Below are 18,211 nucleotides of genomic sequence, written 5' to 3'. Positions count from 1 at the left end.
CACAAGCGCGGCCTCGCCTTTTGGTTTTCTGTGCGTTACGGATTTTTGATGTATGCGTTCGGACGCAGGTAGAACCACCAGTTGATGGCGATGCAGACCGCGTAGAAAATCGCAAAACCGTAAAGCGCGTATTCAGGTGTCCCAGCGCTCAGCTGTTCGCCGAACACTTTGGGTATGATGAACGCGCCGTAAGCAGCCACAGCAGCTGTCCAACCAAGAACCGGACCAGCCTGTTCTTTGTTGAAGGCAACCGCGATGGTGCGAAAGGTCGAGCCATTACCAATTCCGGTCGCTGCGAACAGGATCAGGAACAGACCAAGGAATGGCCAGAAGAAATCCTGAGGCGTTGCAGAGGCGTAGGCCGCTTGAATGAAATAGGCGACGCCAAGTGCAGAAGCGACCATTGCAATGGAGATCCATTGTGTGACGCGGGCGCCACCCAATTTGTCGGCCATCATGCCGCCGAATGGACGAATGAGAGCACCAATAAATGGCCCCATCCACGCATACATCAGCGCGCTTGGTCCCTCGGGGTTGGCAGTGCTGTGAGTCATCACACCATCAACCATCAGGTGCTGGAACCCGAAAACCACTTTGATGGTCAACGCCAAGGCAGCTGAATAGCCAATGAAGGAACCGAATGTCATCGTATAAATGACAGTCATTGCCCACGTGTGTTTGTTGCCAAAAATCTTGTACTGACGAGTCAGGTTCTGGCCAACAGATCCCGGGATCATCTTCAACAGGAAAACCGTCAGCGCGATCACGATTGGCAATACAAACCACTTTGAGACCATAAAGCCTGAACCACCGACACCCGCTGGCAAGAGAAGCCAAAGGCCAAAGCCTGCGGTGACAAACCCGACCAGCAGCATTCCCGAAATGGTTGAAAATGCACCGATGGGATTTGGAATGTCGGGTGATACATGTTCGTCGCGGATGTTGTTCATCCCCCACCAACCGATAAAAGCGAGCGGAACCAGCGCCAACAACCACACCAAACCAGCATTTTGAATGAAGGTTTCAGTACCGGCGGGAATTTTACCGATCAGTGTGCCTGATGTGTTCACCAGGGTACGGCTTTCGCCACCAAACAGACCAAAGGTCATCACAAGCGGTATGACAATTTGCATTGTGGTCACACCGAAATTGCCAAGTCCGGCATTCATACCCAACGAGTAGCCTTGCATCTTTTTGGGAAAGTAGAAGCTGATGTTAGACATTGACGATGAGAAATTACCGCCACCGATACCGGACAGGAACGCCAATAACTGGAACTGCCATAGCGGTGTGTCGGGGTTTTGCAATGCCATACCCGCGCCAATTGCGGGAATGATCAGCAGTGCCGTTGTGAACACGATCGTGTTTCTGCCTCCGGCAATACGGATAAAGAACGTACTTGGTATGCGCAGTGTTGCCCCGGTCAGGCCTGCAATCGCAGCAAGAGTGAAGAGTTGTGATTTCTCGAACGGGAAATCTAGATTAATCATCTGAACGGTGATAATCCCCCAGTAAAGCCAAACGGCGAAGCCGCAGAGCAGGCTGGGAATGGAAATCCAGAGGTTGCGATTGGCAATTTTTTTGCCTTCGCTTTGCCAAAAGGCTTCGTCTTCCGGATTCCAATTGCGTAGGTCTTTTCCCACATTCTTTCTCCTGGTTTTGATCGCCAATCCTGGCAACCTGTTTGATGAGCCCACCCCCTGCAGGCTCATCTGCATATTTTTAGCTTTGGAGAGCTGCCTGTTTGGATTTGATCGCCTCCAGGGCGAGTTCCAGATCGGCATTTGCTTTCGCCGCTTTCAATTTGATGGTTTCGATGTTGGCAGCAGCGAAGTTTGCCCGTTCCTCATCTTCCTGCCGCGTTGAGAAGCGGACGAAAAAAGCGAGGAAGGATGCGACTGTTACGACCATACCGATGATCAAAAACGCTTCTGACCAGTCGATTGAACCCTTGAAGAGAAAGCCTGCGGCGACTGCCCCAGCGTTACCGCCTGCGCCGACCACACCGGCGACAGCGCCCAACGCTTTTTTGTTGATGAAAGGAACAACTGAGTAGGTTGCGCCTTCAGCCATCTGTGTGAACAAAGAGAACAAAATAAGCGTTGGGATTGCGAGGAACAGGACCTGCATCTGGCTGAACAACATCAGCGCCAGCCCTTCACAGAACAGGCAGATGAAGAGCCAAAATGCGCGGCCTTTCAGTCCCCATAAGGCACCGTAATTATCGCCGAATATCCCACCAAGCGTTCTGGCAAAGATGTTCATTAGTCCGAAAGAGGCTGCAACACCGCCAGCGGCGACAAGACCGAGGTCGAAATAGTCTGCGAAATAGAGTGCTGCAACGTTGTTGACGGTTAGTTCGATGCCAAAGCATGCACCGTAGATAACGAACAAGAGCCATACACGGCTGTCTTTAAGCGCTTCAAAATAATCAGCCGTTACGCTCTTTTTAGGCGGCAACATGCCTTTGGCGCGCAAGTCAGCATAATTACCATCGGGCGCATCCTGGGTCAGTTTGTAGTAAGCAATACCGGTCAGGAAAATTGCGATACCGACCACAACCATAGACAGACGCCATCCAGCAGCTTCTGAAAAACCAAAGCCAACGACGAAGATCGAAAAGATCATCGGCATTGCGAATTGGGTAACGCCGCCACCCAAATTGCCCCAGCCTGCTGATGTCGCGTTTGCCTGGCCGACAACATTCGGCGCGAACATGACAGATGTATGATATTGCGTAATCACGAAGGACGCACCAATAGCGCCGATAGCCAAGCGGAATATCAGGAATGATTGAAAGTCCTGCGCCAGTCCAATACCCATAACGGGCAGCGCACCAAGGGTCAGCAATCCTGTGTAGGTCAGCCGCGGCCCGATCCGGTCACACAACCATCCGATCAGCAGGCGCGCGAAAATCGTAACGGTGACAGATGCGATGATTGTCCAACCAACCTGTTCCTTTGTCAGATTAAGCTCGTCACGTACAATCAGCATCAATGGGGCGATGCCAAACCATGCGAAAAAACACAGGAAGAATGAAAACCAGGTCATATGGAAGGTTCTGATTTGAACCATGGATATCTTGAAGAAGTTTCCCCAAAGACTGGTGGCTTTGTTTTGCAGTTCCATCGAAAAATCCCTCTCAAGAATTCCCACAAAGGGAATTTGACCAGAAACCCTGCGCGTCTTCCGTGTTACCTCAGAGGTGCATTGCGGGCTTCGTTGGGGAGAGATTTGCCATCAGGGCGTGAATTCATTTGATCCAGATCAAGCCACTTACCGAACACGTCAAATACAAGAACACTTGGTGCAGACTTGGAAAGGTGGCTTGTCATTTACCGGTAAGACATTTGCGTATCCGCTTGACGCTTGCCAGATTTGTCAAATGTTGAATTGATAATTATCAATTCAATTTATCCCGAACTGATCGGAAAGAATCTCATGCGTCCTGATGATCTGCTGCGTATACGTGAACTGCCACTCTTTCGAAGCATGGGGCAGGAAAGCTTTGAGGGGCTGACAAACGCTGCTTATCTGCAGCATTTCCCTCCGCAGGTCGAACTCATCCATGAAGGCGATCCTGCTGATTTTTTGTATATTGTTGTAGAGGGCGCAGTTGAACTCTTTGCAAAATCGAATGGACGTGAAGCCTCGATGGCCATCGTCAAGCCTGTGGGAACCTTCATTCTCGCAGCAGTTTTGAAAGACGCGGTTTATCTCATGTCGGCACGGACAACAAAAAAATCACGCGTCCTGATGATCCCTTCCGAAAACATCCGCACCATATTCAAGCAGGACGATACTTTTGCCAGAGCCATCGTGCTTGAACTGGCTTCTTGCTATCGGGCAATTGTGAAGGATCACAAGAGCCTCAAACTTCGCAGCGGTGTGGAGCGCCTCGCCAACCGCCTGATCAGGTATCGCAGTGATCAGAACTCCACTGGCAGTATTGAGCTTCCTTATGATAAACGCACACTCGCGTCTCTCATGGGAATGACCCCGGAAAATCTTTCCCGGGCTTTCAAAACGCTCAAACCGTATGGCGTGAAAGTGGAAGGATCACGCATTCATATGGAAGACATGGAGAGCCTTGAAAAACTCGCAAAGGTGAACCCGCTGATTGACGACCGCCATACTTGAGTGGAAACGGGACTTGTATGCAGGGCCACGAGTAAGACGGCGATAGTCGACAAATTCATCGTCGCGCGCCCATCCGATGCGACATCTGCGCATCAACAAATATTCTCAGTCTGCGGACAAGCGTCATAGACGCAAACATGCATGTACTATCGAAATTCAGCCGGCATCATCCGCTTGCATTTTCCGTGTTGCCAGGATCTTGCGGTCGCGTAGAGCTTGTTTTTTGGGAATGTCCTGCACTGGCGTATGCGTGCACAACCATTCATGGATCTCCGTTGCTTGCTGTGGTGCCCAATCATAGTCCGTCTTCGCCTCTGCACCCATCCGTCGCATCATGGGACCCAGTTGATCAACGAAACCCTGAAAGCCACCTTTTGCATTGAGATGGGCTGTCATGAACGGACCAATTGAGGCCCACCTTAGTGCCAACCCATCGGTCATGACACGGTCAATATCCTCAGCGGTACAATACCCCTCGCCGATCAAGTGCATGGCTTCGGCAACAAGGGTGTATTGCAAACGATTAAGCAGGAAACCCTCGATTTCCTTCTTGACGACGACCGGCGCCATTCCGGCAGCCGTGAGCAATTCGTGAGCGGTATCGATAGTCGTTTGGCTGGTGATACCTGAACCGCACAGCTCAACAAGCGGGATGTGTGATGGTGGGTTGACCGGATGTGCCACCAAGGCTCGTTCAGGGTGTGCAATTTCGGTCAAAAAAGTCGAACCTGGGAGCGCGGAGGTGGATGAGGCCAGAATTGCATCGGGAGACGCACTTTGAGCGATCTCAGCAAAGACCTTGCGCTTTATATCGACATCTTCCCGCACGCTTTCCTGCACATAAATCGCGCCTTCAACGGCTGCAGCAATTGAAGCCGCGTCGGTGATTCGATCCGCAGCTTCATCGGCGCTGGTGCTGGTCGGCATGCTGGCTTCCAGATCGGCGATGATCTGACGCGCACGGGGTAGCGCAACATTGCTGACAACATCAGGCTGTGCATCGTAAAGCATGACGTCGTGCCCTGCCCGTGCGAACACGGCAGCCCATGCCTGGCCAACTGTTCCAGCCCCAATACATGCGATTTTGGCCATTACAAATCTCCCTTCGCCCAGTTAGTCACGGGCCCGGTTAGTCACGCGCCCATTTTTTCTCGAAGTCCCAGACTTCCTGGAAGCCGATCAACTGATTAAACTCAGCAAAGTCAAACAGCTCCAGATTGGGCGAATTCGAGGTGCCCTCAGTTTTGAGAACCGTCAGAGCGTGCTCGGCTGCGGCTGCGGCTGCCAGTCCTGTAATTGAGGGAAAGATGGCCATCTGATAGCCGATTTCTTCAAGTTGGCTGGCAGAGCGGATAGGTGTTTTGCCGCCATCTGCCATGTTGGCCATCATGGGCTTTTCAATACGGGCACAAGCATCACGCATTTCTGTCTCGCTCTCCAACGCTTCGACAAAAACGATATCTGCCCCTGCGTCCTGAAAAGCCAGCCCGCGTGCAACCGCACCCTCATAGCCCTCAACTTGCCGCGCGTCGGTGCGCGCGATAATCAGTGTTTCTTCGGGGTTGGCACGCGCAGCGCATGCAACCTTGATTTTATCAAGCATATCCTGCAGCGGGATAACGCGCTTATTGGGCGTGTGACCACATTTTTTCGGAAACTCCTGATCTTCAATCTGGATCGCGATGGCACCTGCCTGCTCGTATCCACGTATTGTGTGATCCACGTTTAAAAGCCCACCATAACCGGTGTCAGCATCGGCGATAACACTTGCATTGACCGTACGGCAAAGTGTTGCGACCCGCTCGCGCATCTCGGTGTATGTTGTAATTCCGGCATCAGGCAGGCCCTGCCCGGATGCGGTACCCCAGAAGCCGGACGAATAGACAAAGTCAAAACCAACCTTGTTGGCCACAACGGCTGTAATCATGTCATGGATACCTGGTGCTGCAACAAATGTTCCGGCGTTGAGCGCCTTTCTCAGACTGGGCCGGGTCATTTCGACGCTCCAATTTTGTTCAAATAGTCCATAATAGTACCTTCACTTTCGACGTCACCATATTTTGCGTCCATATCAAACAGATTGGCCTCATGCGGGGCGCTGTGCCGATCACCGACACCTTCCCGGGCGATAATGGGAATGAAGCCGTAAGAGCTGCAGTCCACGCATGTGGCGCGTACGCATCCGCTGGTGCTCAGACCCGTATGAATCAAGGTATCAATGCCCCATGTCGTCAAGGTCGAAGCGAGTGAGGTTCCGAAAAAAGCGCTGGGATATTGCTTGGAGATAACAAGCTCATCGTCACCAACGGCAAGACCTTCCGGCCAGTTGCCCATGGGATTGCCACTCACGAAATTACGGAGTGGTTTGGCTTTTTGGAAAAACCGCCCCCCGTCAAGACCATCATGCTGATAAGTGACATTGGTATAGATCACTGGAACCTTGTTGGCACGGGCGACCTCTCGAATGCGCAATGCAGAGCTTAGTGCGTCTTCCACCCCGGCATAGAGTTCACATTCGGGATCAAAATAGGCCTGCACAAAGTCAATCATGATCAGTGCAGGCCTTGTGCCAAACCCAATGCGGTTGCCATAGGCGCGCCGATAGTTTTCTTCTAGCTCTGCTGTGTCATTCATCTCAGATAAGGCCTCATTTCTTAAGGTTAGCTAACTGGTCGGCACGGCCGACGATCCATGGTGTTTCAGCTTCGCGCTGTGCTTCGAAAGCCTCGATTGCATCACTGTCTTCAGCAAGAACCATTTCTATTTCATCAAGTCCCAGAAGCAGCGCGCGCTTTCCATGAGGATCAGTGGAAAAATCAATTTCCGCGCCGGACTGGAGGCGAAGATGCTGGGCGGAGAGGTCGACAAAAACCTCTTCCTCGGCAAGTGAAGCAGCCTCGACTGCCGACATCTCGTCGCCATCCAACTGAATGGGAAGCACACCGTTTTTAAAGCAATTGGAGAAGAATATTTCACCAAAGCTACGCGCAATCACGCATCGGATACCAAGATCAGCCAAGGCCCAAACGGCTTGTTCCCGACTTGATCCAATGCCGAAATTCCGCCCCGCCACAAGAATTTTTGCCGTGTCGAAAGGCGCTTGATCAAGAACGAAATCAGATTTCAGCCCGCCGCGCTTTTCACTGAAGGCGTATTTTCCCAGGCCCTTTTTTTCCAGAATTAGTAGAAAACGCGCGGGGAAAATAATGTCGGTATCGACATTGTTCGACAAGAGAGGTGCCGCAACGCTGGAGAATGGTGTCAGTTTTTCCATTATGCTTAAATCAGCTCTCTGACATCTGTCAGACGACCGGTTATGGCCGCTGCCGCAGCCATTTGCGGACTCATTAAATGCGTGCGCCCGCCAAGGCCCTGCCGTCCTTCAAAATTGCGGTTTGATGTTGATGCGCAGCGCTCGCCTTCGGACAGTCGATCATCATTCATGCCGACGCACATGGAACATCCTGCATCGCGCCATTCAAAACCGGCGTCACGAAAGATAATGTCCAACCCCTCCGCCTCCGCTGCGATCCGGGTTGTTGCAGAACCGGGCACAACAATGGCTGATACACCCTGCGCGACGGACCGATCTTTCACCACCGAGGCTGCAGACCGCAGGTCTTCTAACCGTCCATTCGTACACGAGCCGATAAAGACCCGCTCAATTTTTACGTCTTCCAGCGCTGTGCCAGGGGTCAGCGCCATATAGGAGAGGCTTTTTGTCAGTCGTTCGCGTTGCAACCGATCCGGCTCGTCTTCTGGATCAGGAATTCTGCCAGTGACCGGCAACGTCTGATCCGGGCTCGTGCCCCAGGAAATTTGCGGTGCCAGTTCTGACACATTAAGGCTCACTTCCTGAGCAAAAACCGCATCGCTATCACTTTTCAAATTAGCCCAGTCAGCAATCGCTGCCTGCCAATCAGCGCCTTTGGGTGCAAGCGCACGACCCTTTAAATAGTCAACGGTCTTGTCATCAACAGCGACCAGTCCAACGCGACTCCCCGCTTCGATGGCCATGTTGCACAATGTCATCCGAGCTTCCATCGACATCGCATCAACCGCTGACCCCGCGAACTCCAGCGCGTAACCAATGCCGCCGCCAGCGCCGATCTGCGCAATCAGCGCGAGAAGAACATCCTTGACGGCAATGCCTTTGCCCATCTTGCCGTCAAGAGTTACGCGCATGCTCTTTTGTTTGCGCTGCCGAAGCGTCTGGGTCGCAAAAACCATGGCGCATTCACTGGCTCCTATGCCGAAGGCGATAGATCCGAAAGCGCCATGTGTGCAGGTGTGGCTATCACCACAAACCAGGATCGTTCCCGGCAGCGTGAAACCCAATTCCGGGCCGATGACATGCACAATCCCGTGTCGATCATCATCCACCGGAATATAGGGCATGTCATGGTGGGTCGTATTTTTTTTCAATCGTTCGATCTGCCTGGCTGCCAGGCTCTCCGCCAACATGTTATCGCGGTGTTTGGTGGGAATTGCATGGTCAGCAACCGCAATATGCGCTTCGGGGCGTCGCACTTTCCAGCCCTTTTCCTCCAAAATCGCGAAGGCCTGTGGGCTGGAAACTTCTTGCACCAGATGACGATCAACATAGATAAGCGCATCGCCACCCGGATAGGTTTTCACCACGTGCGATGCCCAGATTTTATCGTACAAGGTCTGCCCTGCCATCGAATCTACATCTTTCTTTGTGCGGTCCGCTTTGCCTACCCGGAGCGGCGTCAAATACATATCGGGTGGAAATTTCGATTGAACTTTCGAACATGATACTGTTTAATGAATACGTATTCAAGAGTTAAACGCTCTCCATATTCCAAGAGCAATGAAACGGCGGGAGAAAATATTATGAGGCTAGGTGTCGATGTTGGCGGGACGTTCACCGACCTGCTTTTGCAGGATGATATTTCCGGGAAAACTTATCGCGCTAAGACGCCCTCGACACCCGAGGATCAATCAATCGGCGTGGCGACCGGCATCAAGTTGATCTGCGAGAAGGCAGGTATTGCCCCCGCTGATATTTCCCTGGTCTTGCATGGGACGACAGTTGCGACCAACGCAGTGCTTGAGGGCAAGGGCGCACGGGTTGGATTGCTGGTAACCGAGGGATTTGAATACACCTTGCACTTGGCAAAGTCATGGACGCCCGGCCCCTTGTTCGGCTGGATTGTGATGGAGAAACCCGAGCCCCTGGCCAGTCTTCAGGATACACGTGGCATTCCTCAGCGCATGGACGCGCGCGGCAACATTGTCCGCGAACTGGATGTCAAAAAATCAAAAGCTTTGATCAAAGATTTGTGTAATTCGGGCATCGAGGCCCTGACGATTTCACTCATACATTCCTATGCCAATGATGAGCATGAACGCGCGTTGCGCGATATGGTGCATGAATCCAATCCCGATATTCAGGTTTCGCTTTCATCAGAGATTTTGCCGGAATTTCGGGAATATGACCGGGCCATTACCACTGTAATGAATGACTATGTGCGCCCGATCATGACCCGCTATCTATCTCGCATTGAAGAGCGACTGGCGGCAGAAGGCGTGACATGCAAGCTGCATATCGTGCGTTCAGACGGTGGATTGATGAGTGCATCCGCTGCAGCAGACCGCCCTGTACACACTGTATTGTCCGGCCCGGCAGGCGGCGTAACCGCCACCGCAGTGACCGCGCGGCGCACCGGACTTAAAAAACTTCTGGCTTTTGATATGGGAGGCACCTCAACCGACGTATCTGTCATTATTGACGGGGAAACCCTGATTTCGCGGTCAACCGAGATTGGCTCATTCCCCGCGAAGGTCCCTACCCTTGATGTGCGCAGTGTCGGCGCTGGTGGTGGCTCAATTGCGGAACTGGCCGAACTCACCAAGTCTTTACGCGTTGGCCCGCGCAGTGCTGGCGCCATGCCGGGACCTGTCGCCTACAATCGCGGTGGCACGGAACCCACGGTCAGTGATGCCAATGTGGTTCTAGGCTATTTGCCGTCAAAACTTCTTGGCGGTGAGATGGAATTGAACGTTGAAGATGCACGCAAGGCCGTCGCTGATATTGGTGCAGAAATTGACCTCTCGCCGGAAGATGCGGCAGAAGGCATTTTGCAAATTGCAAACGAAGTCATGCTGGGTGCCTTGCGGGTTATAACCGTGCAGCGCGGACTGGACCCGCGGGACTTCGGCATCGTCGCATTTGGCGGCGCCGGACCATTGCACGCCAATGCCATGGCGCAATTGCTGGGTTGCTATCCGGTCGTTGTGCCATCCAACCCCGGCGTGCTTTCAGCTCTTGGCTTCCTGGAAGCAGAGTTCAAAAACGAATTTGTCCGGACCCTCATCCGCTCTGGCAGCGGTATTGATGAGGCACAAATCTGGCAAAGCTTTGGCACACTGAGTGACAGCGCCCTTGCCTGGCTGGTTGAACAGGAAGTGGAGGAGGCTGATCGCGGAATAAGCTATGCGGTCGATCTGCGTTATGAACAACAGGGCTTTGAAGTCAGCATCAAGGTGCCAGAGGAACTTGTTGAAAACAAAGATGGTCTGGAATCCGTTCTGGATGATTTCCATGAGACCCACGAGCAGCTTTATGGCGTTCGCTTTGACCTGCCGATTGAGCTTGTCGCGCTGCGTGCAGTGGCTACTGGCTCTACCCCACCGGTGAACACAGTTCTGCCGGAAGGCGGCACAACGGACATTGGCGCGGCCACAATGGAAATGGGCAAGGCCTATTTTGGCGGCAGTTGGCATGACACCCCGCATATTGATCGTGACAAGCTTGCCACTGGCGCGCGGATCGAAGGCCCTGCCATTATTCGGCAGTATGACACAACAACCGTGCTCTTACCGGATCACCACGCAATTGTTGACGATCAAAGCAATATGCTGATCTGGCCAAATGCGAAGGGAGAATAGAAATGACAATCAAGATTGATCCCATCACCCTCGACCTGATTGAAAACGCGCTCTTGAATGCCCGATTTGAGATGGACAGCGTGGTCGTCCGCGTGGCGCTTTCTCCGGTAATCCGTGAGCAGCACGACGAATTCCCGATGATCTGCAACGAGCGCGGTCAGATGGTCGTCGGACAGTTCGGATCTTACATTCCAGGCATCGTCGAACAGTATGGGGACGACATTCACGAAGGCGATATCTTCGTGTGGAACGATCCTTATGCCTGCAAGGGCTCGATTTCGCACAACAATGACTGGTGCGTGATGATGCCCATCTTCCACAAGGACATCCATGTCGGTTTCAGCTCGATCTTCGGGCATATGGTCGATGTTGGTGGCACTGTTCCAGGATCCATGCCAGCGGATGCGCGCACCATCTGGGAGGAAGGCCTGCGTATTCCGCCGGTAAAAATCTACGCCAAGGGCGAGGTCAACCAGGGTGTGCTGGACATCATGCTCAACAACACCCGCACGCCGGATATGAACCGGGCCGATTTGATGGCCTTGATCGCCGGGTGCCGGACGGCCGCGAAGCGCGTTAATGAAATTTGCGACCGTTTTGGCCGCGATACCTATATGGCGGCGTGCGACATGCTGCTTGACCGGACGCGTGAAGCGATGAAGGTTCTGATCGACAAGTATATTTCCAAGGAACCTGTTTCGTTCACAGATTATGTTGATGATGATGGTTTGGGGAACGGGCCATTCAAAATGCATCTGTCGATCTATCGGCGTGGTGACATAGCAGTGTTTGACTGGACGGGAACCGACGATCAGGCTGAAGGCCCGATCAATTTCCATATCCATGAAGGCCTCTGCAAACTGTTCTTCGGCGTTTACATGATCATGGCCTTTGATCCAAAGATCATGTTCAATGAGGGATTCTATGACCTGTTTGAAGTGATTCTGCCCGAAGGCAGCCTGTTAAATCCAAGATTTCCGGCCGCGCTGTCCAACCGTCTTAACACCCATACGCGGTTTTTCGATTGCCAGGCCGGTGCACTGGGTCAGAAAGCCCCCCATCTGTCGATGGCAGCGGGTTACGGCACCAGCCCTCACTTTATCTTCACCGGGCATGACAAGAACGGCAAATATTTCCAGTTGATGGAATTGCTGTTTGGCGGCGTACCAGGCCGACCGCTTGGAGACGGCTTTGATGGACATGCGTGGTGGCCTTTGTTCAGCGCTACGCCAATCGAGTATATCGAGAACTATTATCCGGTTCTGGTCGAAAGTTATCGTCCGGTCAAAGACGCAGGTGGCGCAGGTCTGCACCGCGGTGGAGCAGGCATTGAGAAAGTCTATCGTCTTCTGGAGGCCGGAACGATCTCAATTCACGATGACCGTGAAACCGTACCACCATGGGGTATCAATGGCGGGTTACATGGCGGCACATCGAGCAAGTGGCTGCAAAAAGCAGGCAGTGATACACCTGAACGCATCAAGTCAAAGCTCGACAATTTGCCGGTAGAACCTGGCGACAAGGTGATATTCATCACTGCCGGGTCCGGCGGTTGGGGTGACCCACTTGACCGGGATACTAAAAAGGTTCGCAAGGATGTGTTGGCGGATCTGGTATCAACTGAACGGGCTAAAACCGACTATGGTGTTGTTATCACAACAGATAATGAGGTTGACGAAACGGCCACGGAGGCTTTGCGTTCAAAAATGAAGTCAGACCGAGGTGAAATTGAACCCTTTGATTTCGGCTTTATTCCTGGAGTGCATGAAGCGGCTGAGTGATTGCCGTTCTCTCCCCTACGAACGATCTGAAGACTCAAACATTTGTGCCGGGAACAGTTTTTCCCGGCACAAATGTCCCGGTCAACAGATGATCAGTCTGCGTGATCTGATCCTTTTCGTCATCGTCATCGTCCGTCGTGCTGGTTTGATCCAGAAGTTCCAGGGTCTTTTCGACCATCTCTTCAATCGGTTGTCGGATGGTGGTGAGTTGATAGGCAGCCAGCTGGGCCGGGCGAATGCCATCAAAACCTGCCAACATGACATCCTCCGGAATGCGCAGCTTGAAAACGTCGCGTAGCGCATCCGCACACCCCATTGCCATGATATCATTGACCGCAAATATTGCATCCGGACGTTGAATCCCCTCGCCCGCAAATTTTTGGCTGATCGTGTCAAATGCGCCGCTGTAACTGGAACCACCATCAATCTCCTCAATGGCTTCGGGCAATACTGCCAGACTCTCCAGCTTGTCTCTGAACCCCTTCACACGGTTACGACTCGTCGAACCCTGAGGATCGCCACGAACAATCAAATAGCGACGAGCGCCCGCATCGTGCATCGCCTGGGCTAAAATTTCACTGCCAGTTATACTGTTGCACAGCACCGAGTTCAGCGCGTGATCGGCTGTGCTGCGGTTAAACAGCGTGATGGGAATACCCACGCCCTGGCTGAGGCTGACGAGATCTGAAGATAGATGCGCAGAGGTTACCACCACACCGTCGACGTGATATCGCAGTGCCCGCATCAACACGTCATCACAATCACGCCCATCTGCGATCGAGAACACCAAAACCTGCCGACCTGTCGCTTGCAGACGATTAATAAATACCTCTAAGCTCTCGGCATAAAAGGGATTATTCATGTCCCCCACAATGACAGCTACAATATTGCTGTGGGCCTTCGACAGACTACTCGCGATGGAGTTTGGTAGATAATTCAGATGTTTTGCTGCGGCCAAAACGCGATCACGTTTGTCTTTTGCGATACTCGCAGAGGGCGTAAAGGCGCGAGACACCGTGGGCTGAGAAACACCCGCCAGCTTAGCGACTACATGTGAGGTGACCCGATTTGGCTTGCGCTTCATTTCATGTCCGCTTTTTGACGCCTTCAATTGTTTTTAAGTAAACGATTGACACCTAGCACACAAATGCGGAAATATATGAATACGTATTCAAAATTCAAAGTGGCATGGTCGATTAGCTCGAATGCGCCACACAACACGGGAGAGTTTGATGAATAAAATTTCAAAAGCATCTGGAATCGCCACAGCGTTGGCGGTTGCACTTGCAGTACCCAGCGCCTTCGCGCAAAGCGCAGATGAAGGGATTGCACGAGCAACCGAACGCCTCGCCGCTTATTCAAACGTGCCGGAGTTTACGGCGCCCGGTGATCCGTTTGATATTCGCGCCTGCGCCGCAGACAAGAAAATGCTCTCAATTCCCAACAGCAGCGCTAATCCCTTCCTGAAGGGCATCATCGACCGTATGAAAGCTGTCGGTGAAGACATCGGGCTGGAAGTTGTGGAATGGGAAAATCAGGGCCAGCCCAATCAGTGGGTTCAAGGTTTTGACTTTGCTGTACGCAATGAATTTCACGTCATCAACCTGATCTCAGGCATTTCACCTGATACAGTTGAACCGCAAATTCGTGCCGCAAATGAAGCCGGTCTCAAAACGATGACATCGCATTTCTACGATCCATCGTTTGAACCAAATCCGCTGATTTCGAGCGCGCTGCCTATCGGCTTTAACGAAATCGGTAAAATTCTGGCGAACTGGGCCACGGTCAATACAGACGGTGAAGCCAAAATAGCGCTTGTGGTCTCACGCGATGTGCCGCCAACCATTCCTCTGGTTGATGGCATCATGAGCGAATTGGCCGAGAATTGCCCGAATTGCGAAATCGTCCGCGAGATCAATGTCGGCGTTGCCGAATGGGGTACCAAAATCCAGCCATCGGTACAGTCTGCTCTGCAGGCTCATCCAGAGATCAACCTGGTGATCCCGATTTATGACTCCATGTCCCAGTTCGTGATTCCCGCCCTGCGGCTGGCCGGCAAGCTTGGCGATGTGAAAGTTGCGACCTTCAACGGTACACCTTTCGTGCTCGACTTTATTCAACAGGGCTATGTCGACATGAACATCGGTGAAAGTCTTGACTGGATTGCCTATGCGACAATCGACGGTCATATGCGCGACCTTTGTGACTTGCCGGTGCCCGACAAGCTCAACGTACCATTCTATATCTTCGATGATGGCAATGTTGCTGATGCCGGCACGCCGGCGCAGTTTGATACTGGCTATGGCGATGCATACGTGACAGGCTTCCGTACTTTGTGGGGTCTGGAATAAGAATGACAATGGCTGCGGAAACTTTGGTTTCAGATGGCTCAAACGAGGCGGCGTCTTCGACGCCGCCTACGCTTAGTCTTAAAAACATTTCCAAGTTCTTCCACGCCACGCGTGCCCTTGACGACGTTTCATTTGATGTGATGCCGGGAGAAGTCCACGGCCTGCTCGGAACCAACGGATCTGGCAAGTCGACACTTATCAAAGTTCTCGCCGGATTCCATGCACCGGAACCCGGCGGGCTTATGCATTTTAATGGCGAACCGGTAAGCCTGCCGCTGAAGCCGCAAGACTTCCGCCGCCTGGGCATGAGTTTTGCGCATCAAAACCTCGGTCTTGTCCCCTCGTTGACTGTTCTTGAAAATCTAAGATTGTCGCAGATCGCATTATCAGGCGGCGCGATGATCAATTGGCCGGCACAAAAGAAAGCCGCCCGCGAGACCCTCGAACGCTACGGAGTTGATATTGAACCCTGGCGACGGGTCGATGAAATCAGTGCCGTCAATCATGCCCTGCTGGCCATTGTGCGAGCGTTTGAAGAAATTCGCGAGGGATGCGAAATCACCGGCAAGCCGGGATTGGTTCTCCTCGACGAACCAACGCCGTTTTTGCCCAAGGAAGGCGTTGATAAGCTATTTGGCCTGGTCCGTCAGATTGTCGGTCATGGCTCAAGCGTCATTTTCATCTCTCACGACATCGAAGAAGTGATGGAGATTACCGACAAGGTGACCATTTTGCGGGACGGCAAGGTCTCGGGGAAAGTGAACACAGCAGACGCCACCCACGATCAGATGGTTGAAATGATCATCGGGCGGAAGCTTATCCAGACAGAAAAAACAGTTTCGCATAAAAAGGTTCAAAAACCGATCTATGCCCATGCGCGTGGCCTATCTGGCAACGGCCTCAAATCCTGCGACATTGAAATCGGTGCGGGAGAAATACTGGGTATGACCGGGCTTATTGGTTCTGGTTATGACAAAGTCCCCTATCTTTTGTTCGGAGCCACGAAAGCTGAGACCGGCTCCCTGAAGATTGCGGATGGGGCAGAAATCCCTCTCAGTGAGATGTCACCCAAAAGGGCGATAGCTGAGAATTTTGCGCTATTGCCGGGCGACAGACACACCCAAAGTGGCGTCGACACACTGTCTATATTTGAAAATATGCTGCTGCCCGATATCGAAGAATATTTCAAGGGCGGGTTTTTGAATGCCCGCGCCATGCGGCGACAAGCAAAAACGCTGGGCGCACAATATGAAGTTAGACCCAACGATCCTGACCTGCCCTTGTCAGCGCTCTCAGGTGGAAACGCCCAAAAGGTACTGATTGCCCGCTGGATGCATCGCAATCCAAAGCTGCTCTTGCTGGATGAACCGACCCAGGGTGTTGATGTGGGCACCCGAGATACAATTTTTAAAGCGCTGACTGCTGCAGCTGATGGCGGAATGTCCATTGTGTGCGCAAGTTCTGACGCTGAACAACTGGCAGCTATTTGTGACCGCGTCCTGGTGTTCGCACGTGGTCGGTTAGTACAGGAACTTCGCGGTGACGCAGTTAAAAAAGATGCCATTGCCGAAGCCTGTTACGGATCGATAACGGCAGCAGAACGAGCGAACCAATGACCAGACTATTCCAAAGATTGAGGCATGGACTATGAGTGACGCCGCACCTGAAACTGCGACTACGCAGATCAACTTCATGCGCCTTTTTGAGCGTGTCGCCTTGTTGCTGGTCTGGGTGCTGTTGATCGCCGGGTTTCACTTCGCGATGCCCAACATCTTTTTAAACTGGGGCAATTTCTCCATTCTCTTCGCCTCCTATGCCCCTGCTGCATTGCTGGCATTGGCAATCATCGTCCCGCTAACGGCTGGGGATTATGATTTGTCGGTCGGAGCCACCCTCACCCTGTCCTCCTGCACAATTGGGGTGCTCAACGTTTGGATGGACTTTCCGATAGGCATCGCCATTTTGATTGCCATCGGGGCTGGCGTGTTGATCGGCCTGTTCCATTCCCTGTTTATCGTTTACTTCCGGATACCCTCACTTGTGGTCACATTGGGATCGACCTCACTTATGACTGGCATCGTGCAGTTGATGACAAACTCATCCACTATCGGTGGCATTGATAATGCGTTGGTGATGGCTGTGGTCGGAGGCCGCTTTTTGGGTGTGCCTTACGTCTTTTACTACGCTCTGACTGCCATGGTGGTGATGTGGTATGTGTTTGAGTTCACTCCGCTGGGCCGTAGGCTCCTATTCGTTGGACGGGGGCGCGAAGTCGCACGGTTGAATGGTATTTCGGTCAGCCGTATGCGTGTCGGCGCGTTGGTCGTTTCGGCGGTTTTGGCCTCCATTGCCGGCGTCATGTATGCAGGTGTTCTTGGCTCGGCTGATCCCTACTCCGGGCTCAATTTCCTGCTCCCGGCATTCGCCGCTGCATTTCTGGGCTCGACAACGATTTTGCCCGGCCGGTTCAATCCGCTCGGCGCTGTTGCCGCGGTCTATTTTTTGGGAACAGGTATTACCGGCCTTACAATGTTGGGCATTCCGTTGTGGGTTACTAACGTCTTCAATGGCGGTGCGCTGATTATCGCTGTAACCATTTCCCAGCTAACGCGTGGCCGCGAAGCAACCGACATTGGCTAACGACCACAATCGCGGAAACCTATTTGGCGCTAGCGGGCTTTACACCCGCTAGCAATTCCGCATGCCTAGGCCTTAGTCACCTTGGCCACGACGTCTGGGGTTCGCTGCCATGAAGATATCAGCGCATCTGACATAGCGCGTTGCGATATGCCGCCAAACCTGGGTCTTCCAAACATATTTTCCACCTTATGGCGCCATTTGTACAAGGTCTTGGAGAAATTTGATGGGCTCATGTAGTGGAATTCAGAACTGTCGAGCGCGTCAATATCCTGGCCTTACTTCATGCAGTCGTTTGAGAGCCCGCATGGAACTCTATATCGAACGCATCAATAACAGTGACCTTCGGCGATATAATTCCCTGCATATCCAATTTCACGCTGTTTT

General features: G+C 52.6%; 14 protein-coding genes. 6 read left to right on the top strand and 8 right to left on the bottom strand.

Annotated features, from left to right (window positions below):
* Nucleotides 1–35 precede the first annotated feature (35 nt).
* Both RAL91_RS12835 and RAL91_RS12830 read right to left on the bottom strand, forming a co-directional pair.
* On the bottom strand, nucleotides 36–1,643 hold the full coding sequence (locus RAL91_RS12835) for an antiporter (protein ID WP_306256600.1): 1,608 nt from the start codon (nucleotides 1,641–1,643) through the stop codon (nucleotides 36–38).
* 79 nt (nucleotides 1,644–1,722) lie between these two features.
* On the bottom strand, nucleotides 1,723–3,129 hold the full coding sequence (locus RAL91_RS12830) for an MFS transporter (RefSeq protein WP_306256599.1): 1,407 nt from the start codon (nucleotides 3,127–3,129) through the stop codon (nucleotides 1,723–1,725).
* 312 nt (nucleotides 3,130–3,441) lie between these two features.
* Here RAL91_RS12830 and RAL91_RS12825 point away from each other — a divergent pair, with 312 nt between their 5' ends.
* Nucleotides 3,442–4,140, top strand: a complete 699-nt coding sequence (locus tag RAL91_RS12825) for a cyclic nucleotide-binding domain-containing protein (RefSeq protein ID WP_306256598.1) — start codon at nucleotides 3,442–3,444, stop codon at nucleotides 4,138–4,140.
* 156 nt (nucleotides 4,141–4,296) lie between these two features.
* Here RAL91_RS12825 and RAL91_RS12820 read toward each other — a convergent pair whose 3' ends face one another.
* Genes RAL91_RS12820 through leuC form a run of 5 tightly spaced genes read right to left on the bottom strand, consistent with a single transcriptional unit; the run spans nucleotide 4,297 to nucleotide 8,823 of the window.
* A complete protein-coding gene (locus tag RAL91_RS12820) occupies nucleotides 4,297–5,232 on the bottom strand; it encodes a 3-hydroxyacyl-CoA dehydrogenase NAD-binding domain-containing protein (RefSeq protein WP_306256597.1) in 936 nt (311 codons plus the stop codon).
* A gap of 37 nt (nucleotides 5,233–5,269) precedes the next feature.
* On the bottom strand, nucleotides 5,270–6,136 hold the full coding sequence (locus RAL91_RS12815; RefSeq protein ID WP_306256596.1) for an oxaloacetate decarboxylase: 867 nt from the start codon (nucleotides 6,134–6,136) through the stop codon (nucleotides 5,270–5,272).
* Entirely contained in the window at nucleotides 6,133–6,774 is a 642-nt protein-coding gene (locus RAL91_RS12810) for an isochorismatase family protein (RefSeq protein ID WP_306256595.1), read from the bottom strand. The genes RAL91_RS12815 and RAL91_RS12810 overlap by 4 nt, the downstream gene beginning before the upstream one ends.
* A 13-nt stretch (nucleotides 6,775–6,787) precedes the next feature.
* Entirely contained in the window at nucleotides 6,788–7,414 is a 627-nt protein-coding gene (gene leuD, locus RAL91_RS12805; RefSeq protein WP_306256594.1) for a 3-isopropylmalate dehydratase small subunit, read from the bottom strand.
* A 5-nt stretch (nucleotides 7,415–7,419) separates the two neighbouring features.
* Nucleotides 7,420–8,823 carry a 3-isopropylmalate dehydratase large subunit gene (leuC, locus tag RAL91_RS12800; protein WP_306256593.1) on the bottom strand — a complete coding sequence of 468 codons (1,404 nt, stop codon included), beginning with the start codon at nucleotides 8,821–8,823 and terminating at the stop codon, nucleotides 7,420–7,422.
* 174 nt (nucleotides 8,824–8,997) lie between these two features.
* Between leuC and RAL91_RS12795 the strand changes: the two genes are divergently transcribed.
* Nucleotides 8,998–11,055, top strand: a complete 2,058-nt coding sequence (locus tag RAL91_RS12795) for a hydantoinase/oxoprolinase family protein (protein WP_306256592.1) — start codon at nucleotides 8,998–9,000, stop codon at nucleotides 11,053–11,055.
* Nucleotides 11,056–11,057: 2 nt separating this feature from the next.
* Nucleotides 11,058–12,836 (top strand): hydantoinase B/oxoprolinase family protein, encoded by a 1,779-nt coding sequence (locus RAL91_RS12790; RefSeq protein WP_306256591.1) that lies wholly within the window; start codon nucleotides 11,058–11,060, stop codon nucleotides 12,834–12,836.
* Between the two features lie 34 nt (nucleotides 12,837–12,870).
* On the opposite strand, the gene RAL91_RS12785 is transcribed toward RAL91_RS12790, so the two are convergent.
* Nucleotides 12,871–13,920 carry a LacI family DNA-binding transcriptional regulator gene (locus RAL91_RS12785; protein ID WP_306256590.1) on the bottom strand — a complete coding sequence of 350 codons (1,050 nt, stop codon included), beginning with the start codon at nucleotides 13,918–13,920 and terminating at the stop codon, nucleotides 12,871–12,873.
* A 148-nt stretch (nucleotides 13,921–14,068) separates the two neighbouring features.
* Between RAL91_RS12785 and RAL91_RS12780 the strand changes: the two genes are divergently transcribed.
* The 3 genes from RAL91_RS12780 to RAL91_RS12770 are packed head-to-tail and all read left to right on the top strand — an operon-like array spanning nucleotide 14,069 to nucleotide 17,827.
* A complete protein-coding gene (locus RAL91_RS12780) occupies nucleotides 14,069–15,187 on the top strand; it encodes a sugar ABC transporter substrate-binding protein (protein ID WP_306256589.1) in 1,119 nt (372 codons plus the stop codon).
* Nucleotides 15,188–15,189: 2 nt separating this feature from the next.
* Nucleotides 15,190–16,803: a sugar ABC transporter ATP-binding protein gene (locus tag RAL91_RS12775; RefSeq protein WP_306256588.1), complete on the top strand. Its 1,614-nt coding sequence runs from the start codon at nucleotides 15,190–15,192 to the stop codon at nucleotides 16,801–16,803.
* Nucleotides 16,804–16,834: 31 nt separating this feature from the next.
* Entirely contained in the window at nucleotides 16,835–17,827 is a 993-nt protein-coding gene (locus RAL91_RS12770) for an ABC transporter permease (protein ID WP_306256587.1), read from the top strand.
* The last annotated feature ends 384 nt before the right edge of the window (nucleotides 17,828–18,211 follow it).

Origin of the sequence: Pararhizobium sp. IMCC21322 (genome assembly GCF_030758295.1) — a bacterium.
GTDB lineage: Bacteria > Pseudomonadota > Alphaproteobacteria > Rhizobiales.
The sequence above is the reverse complement of the archived record's forward strand: the minus strand, read 5'-3'. Positions and strand labels throughout refer to the sequence as shown.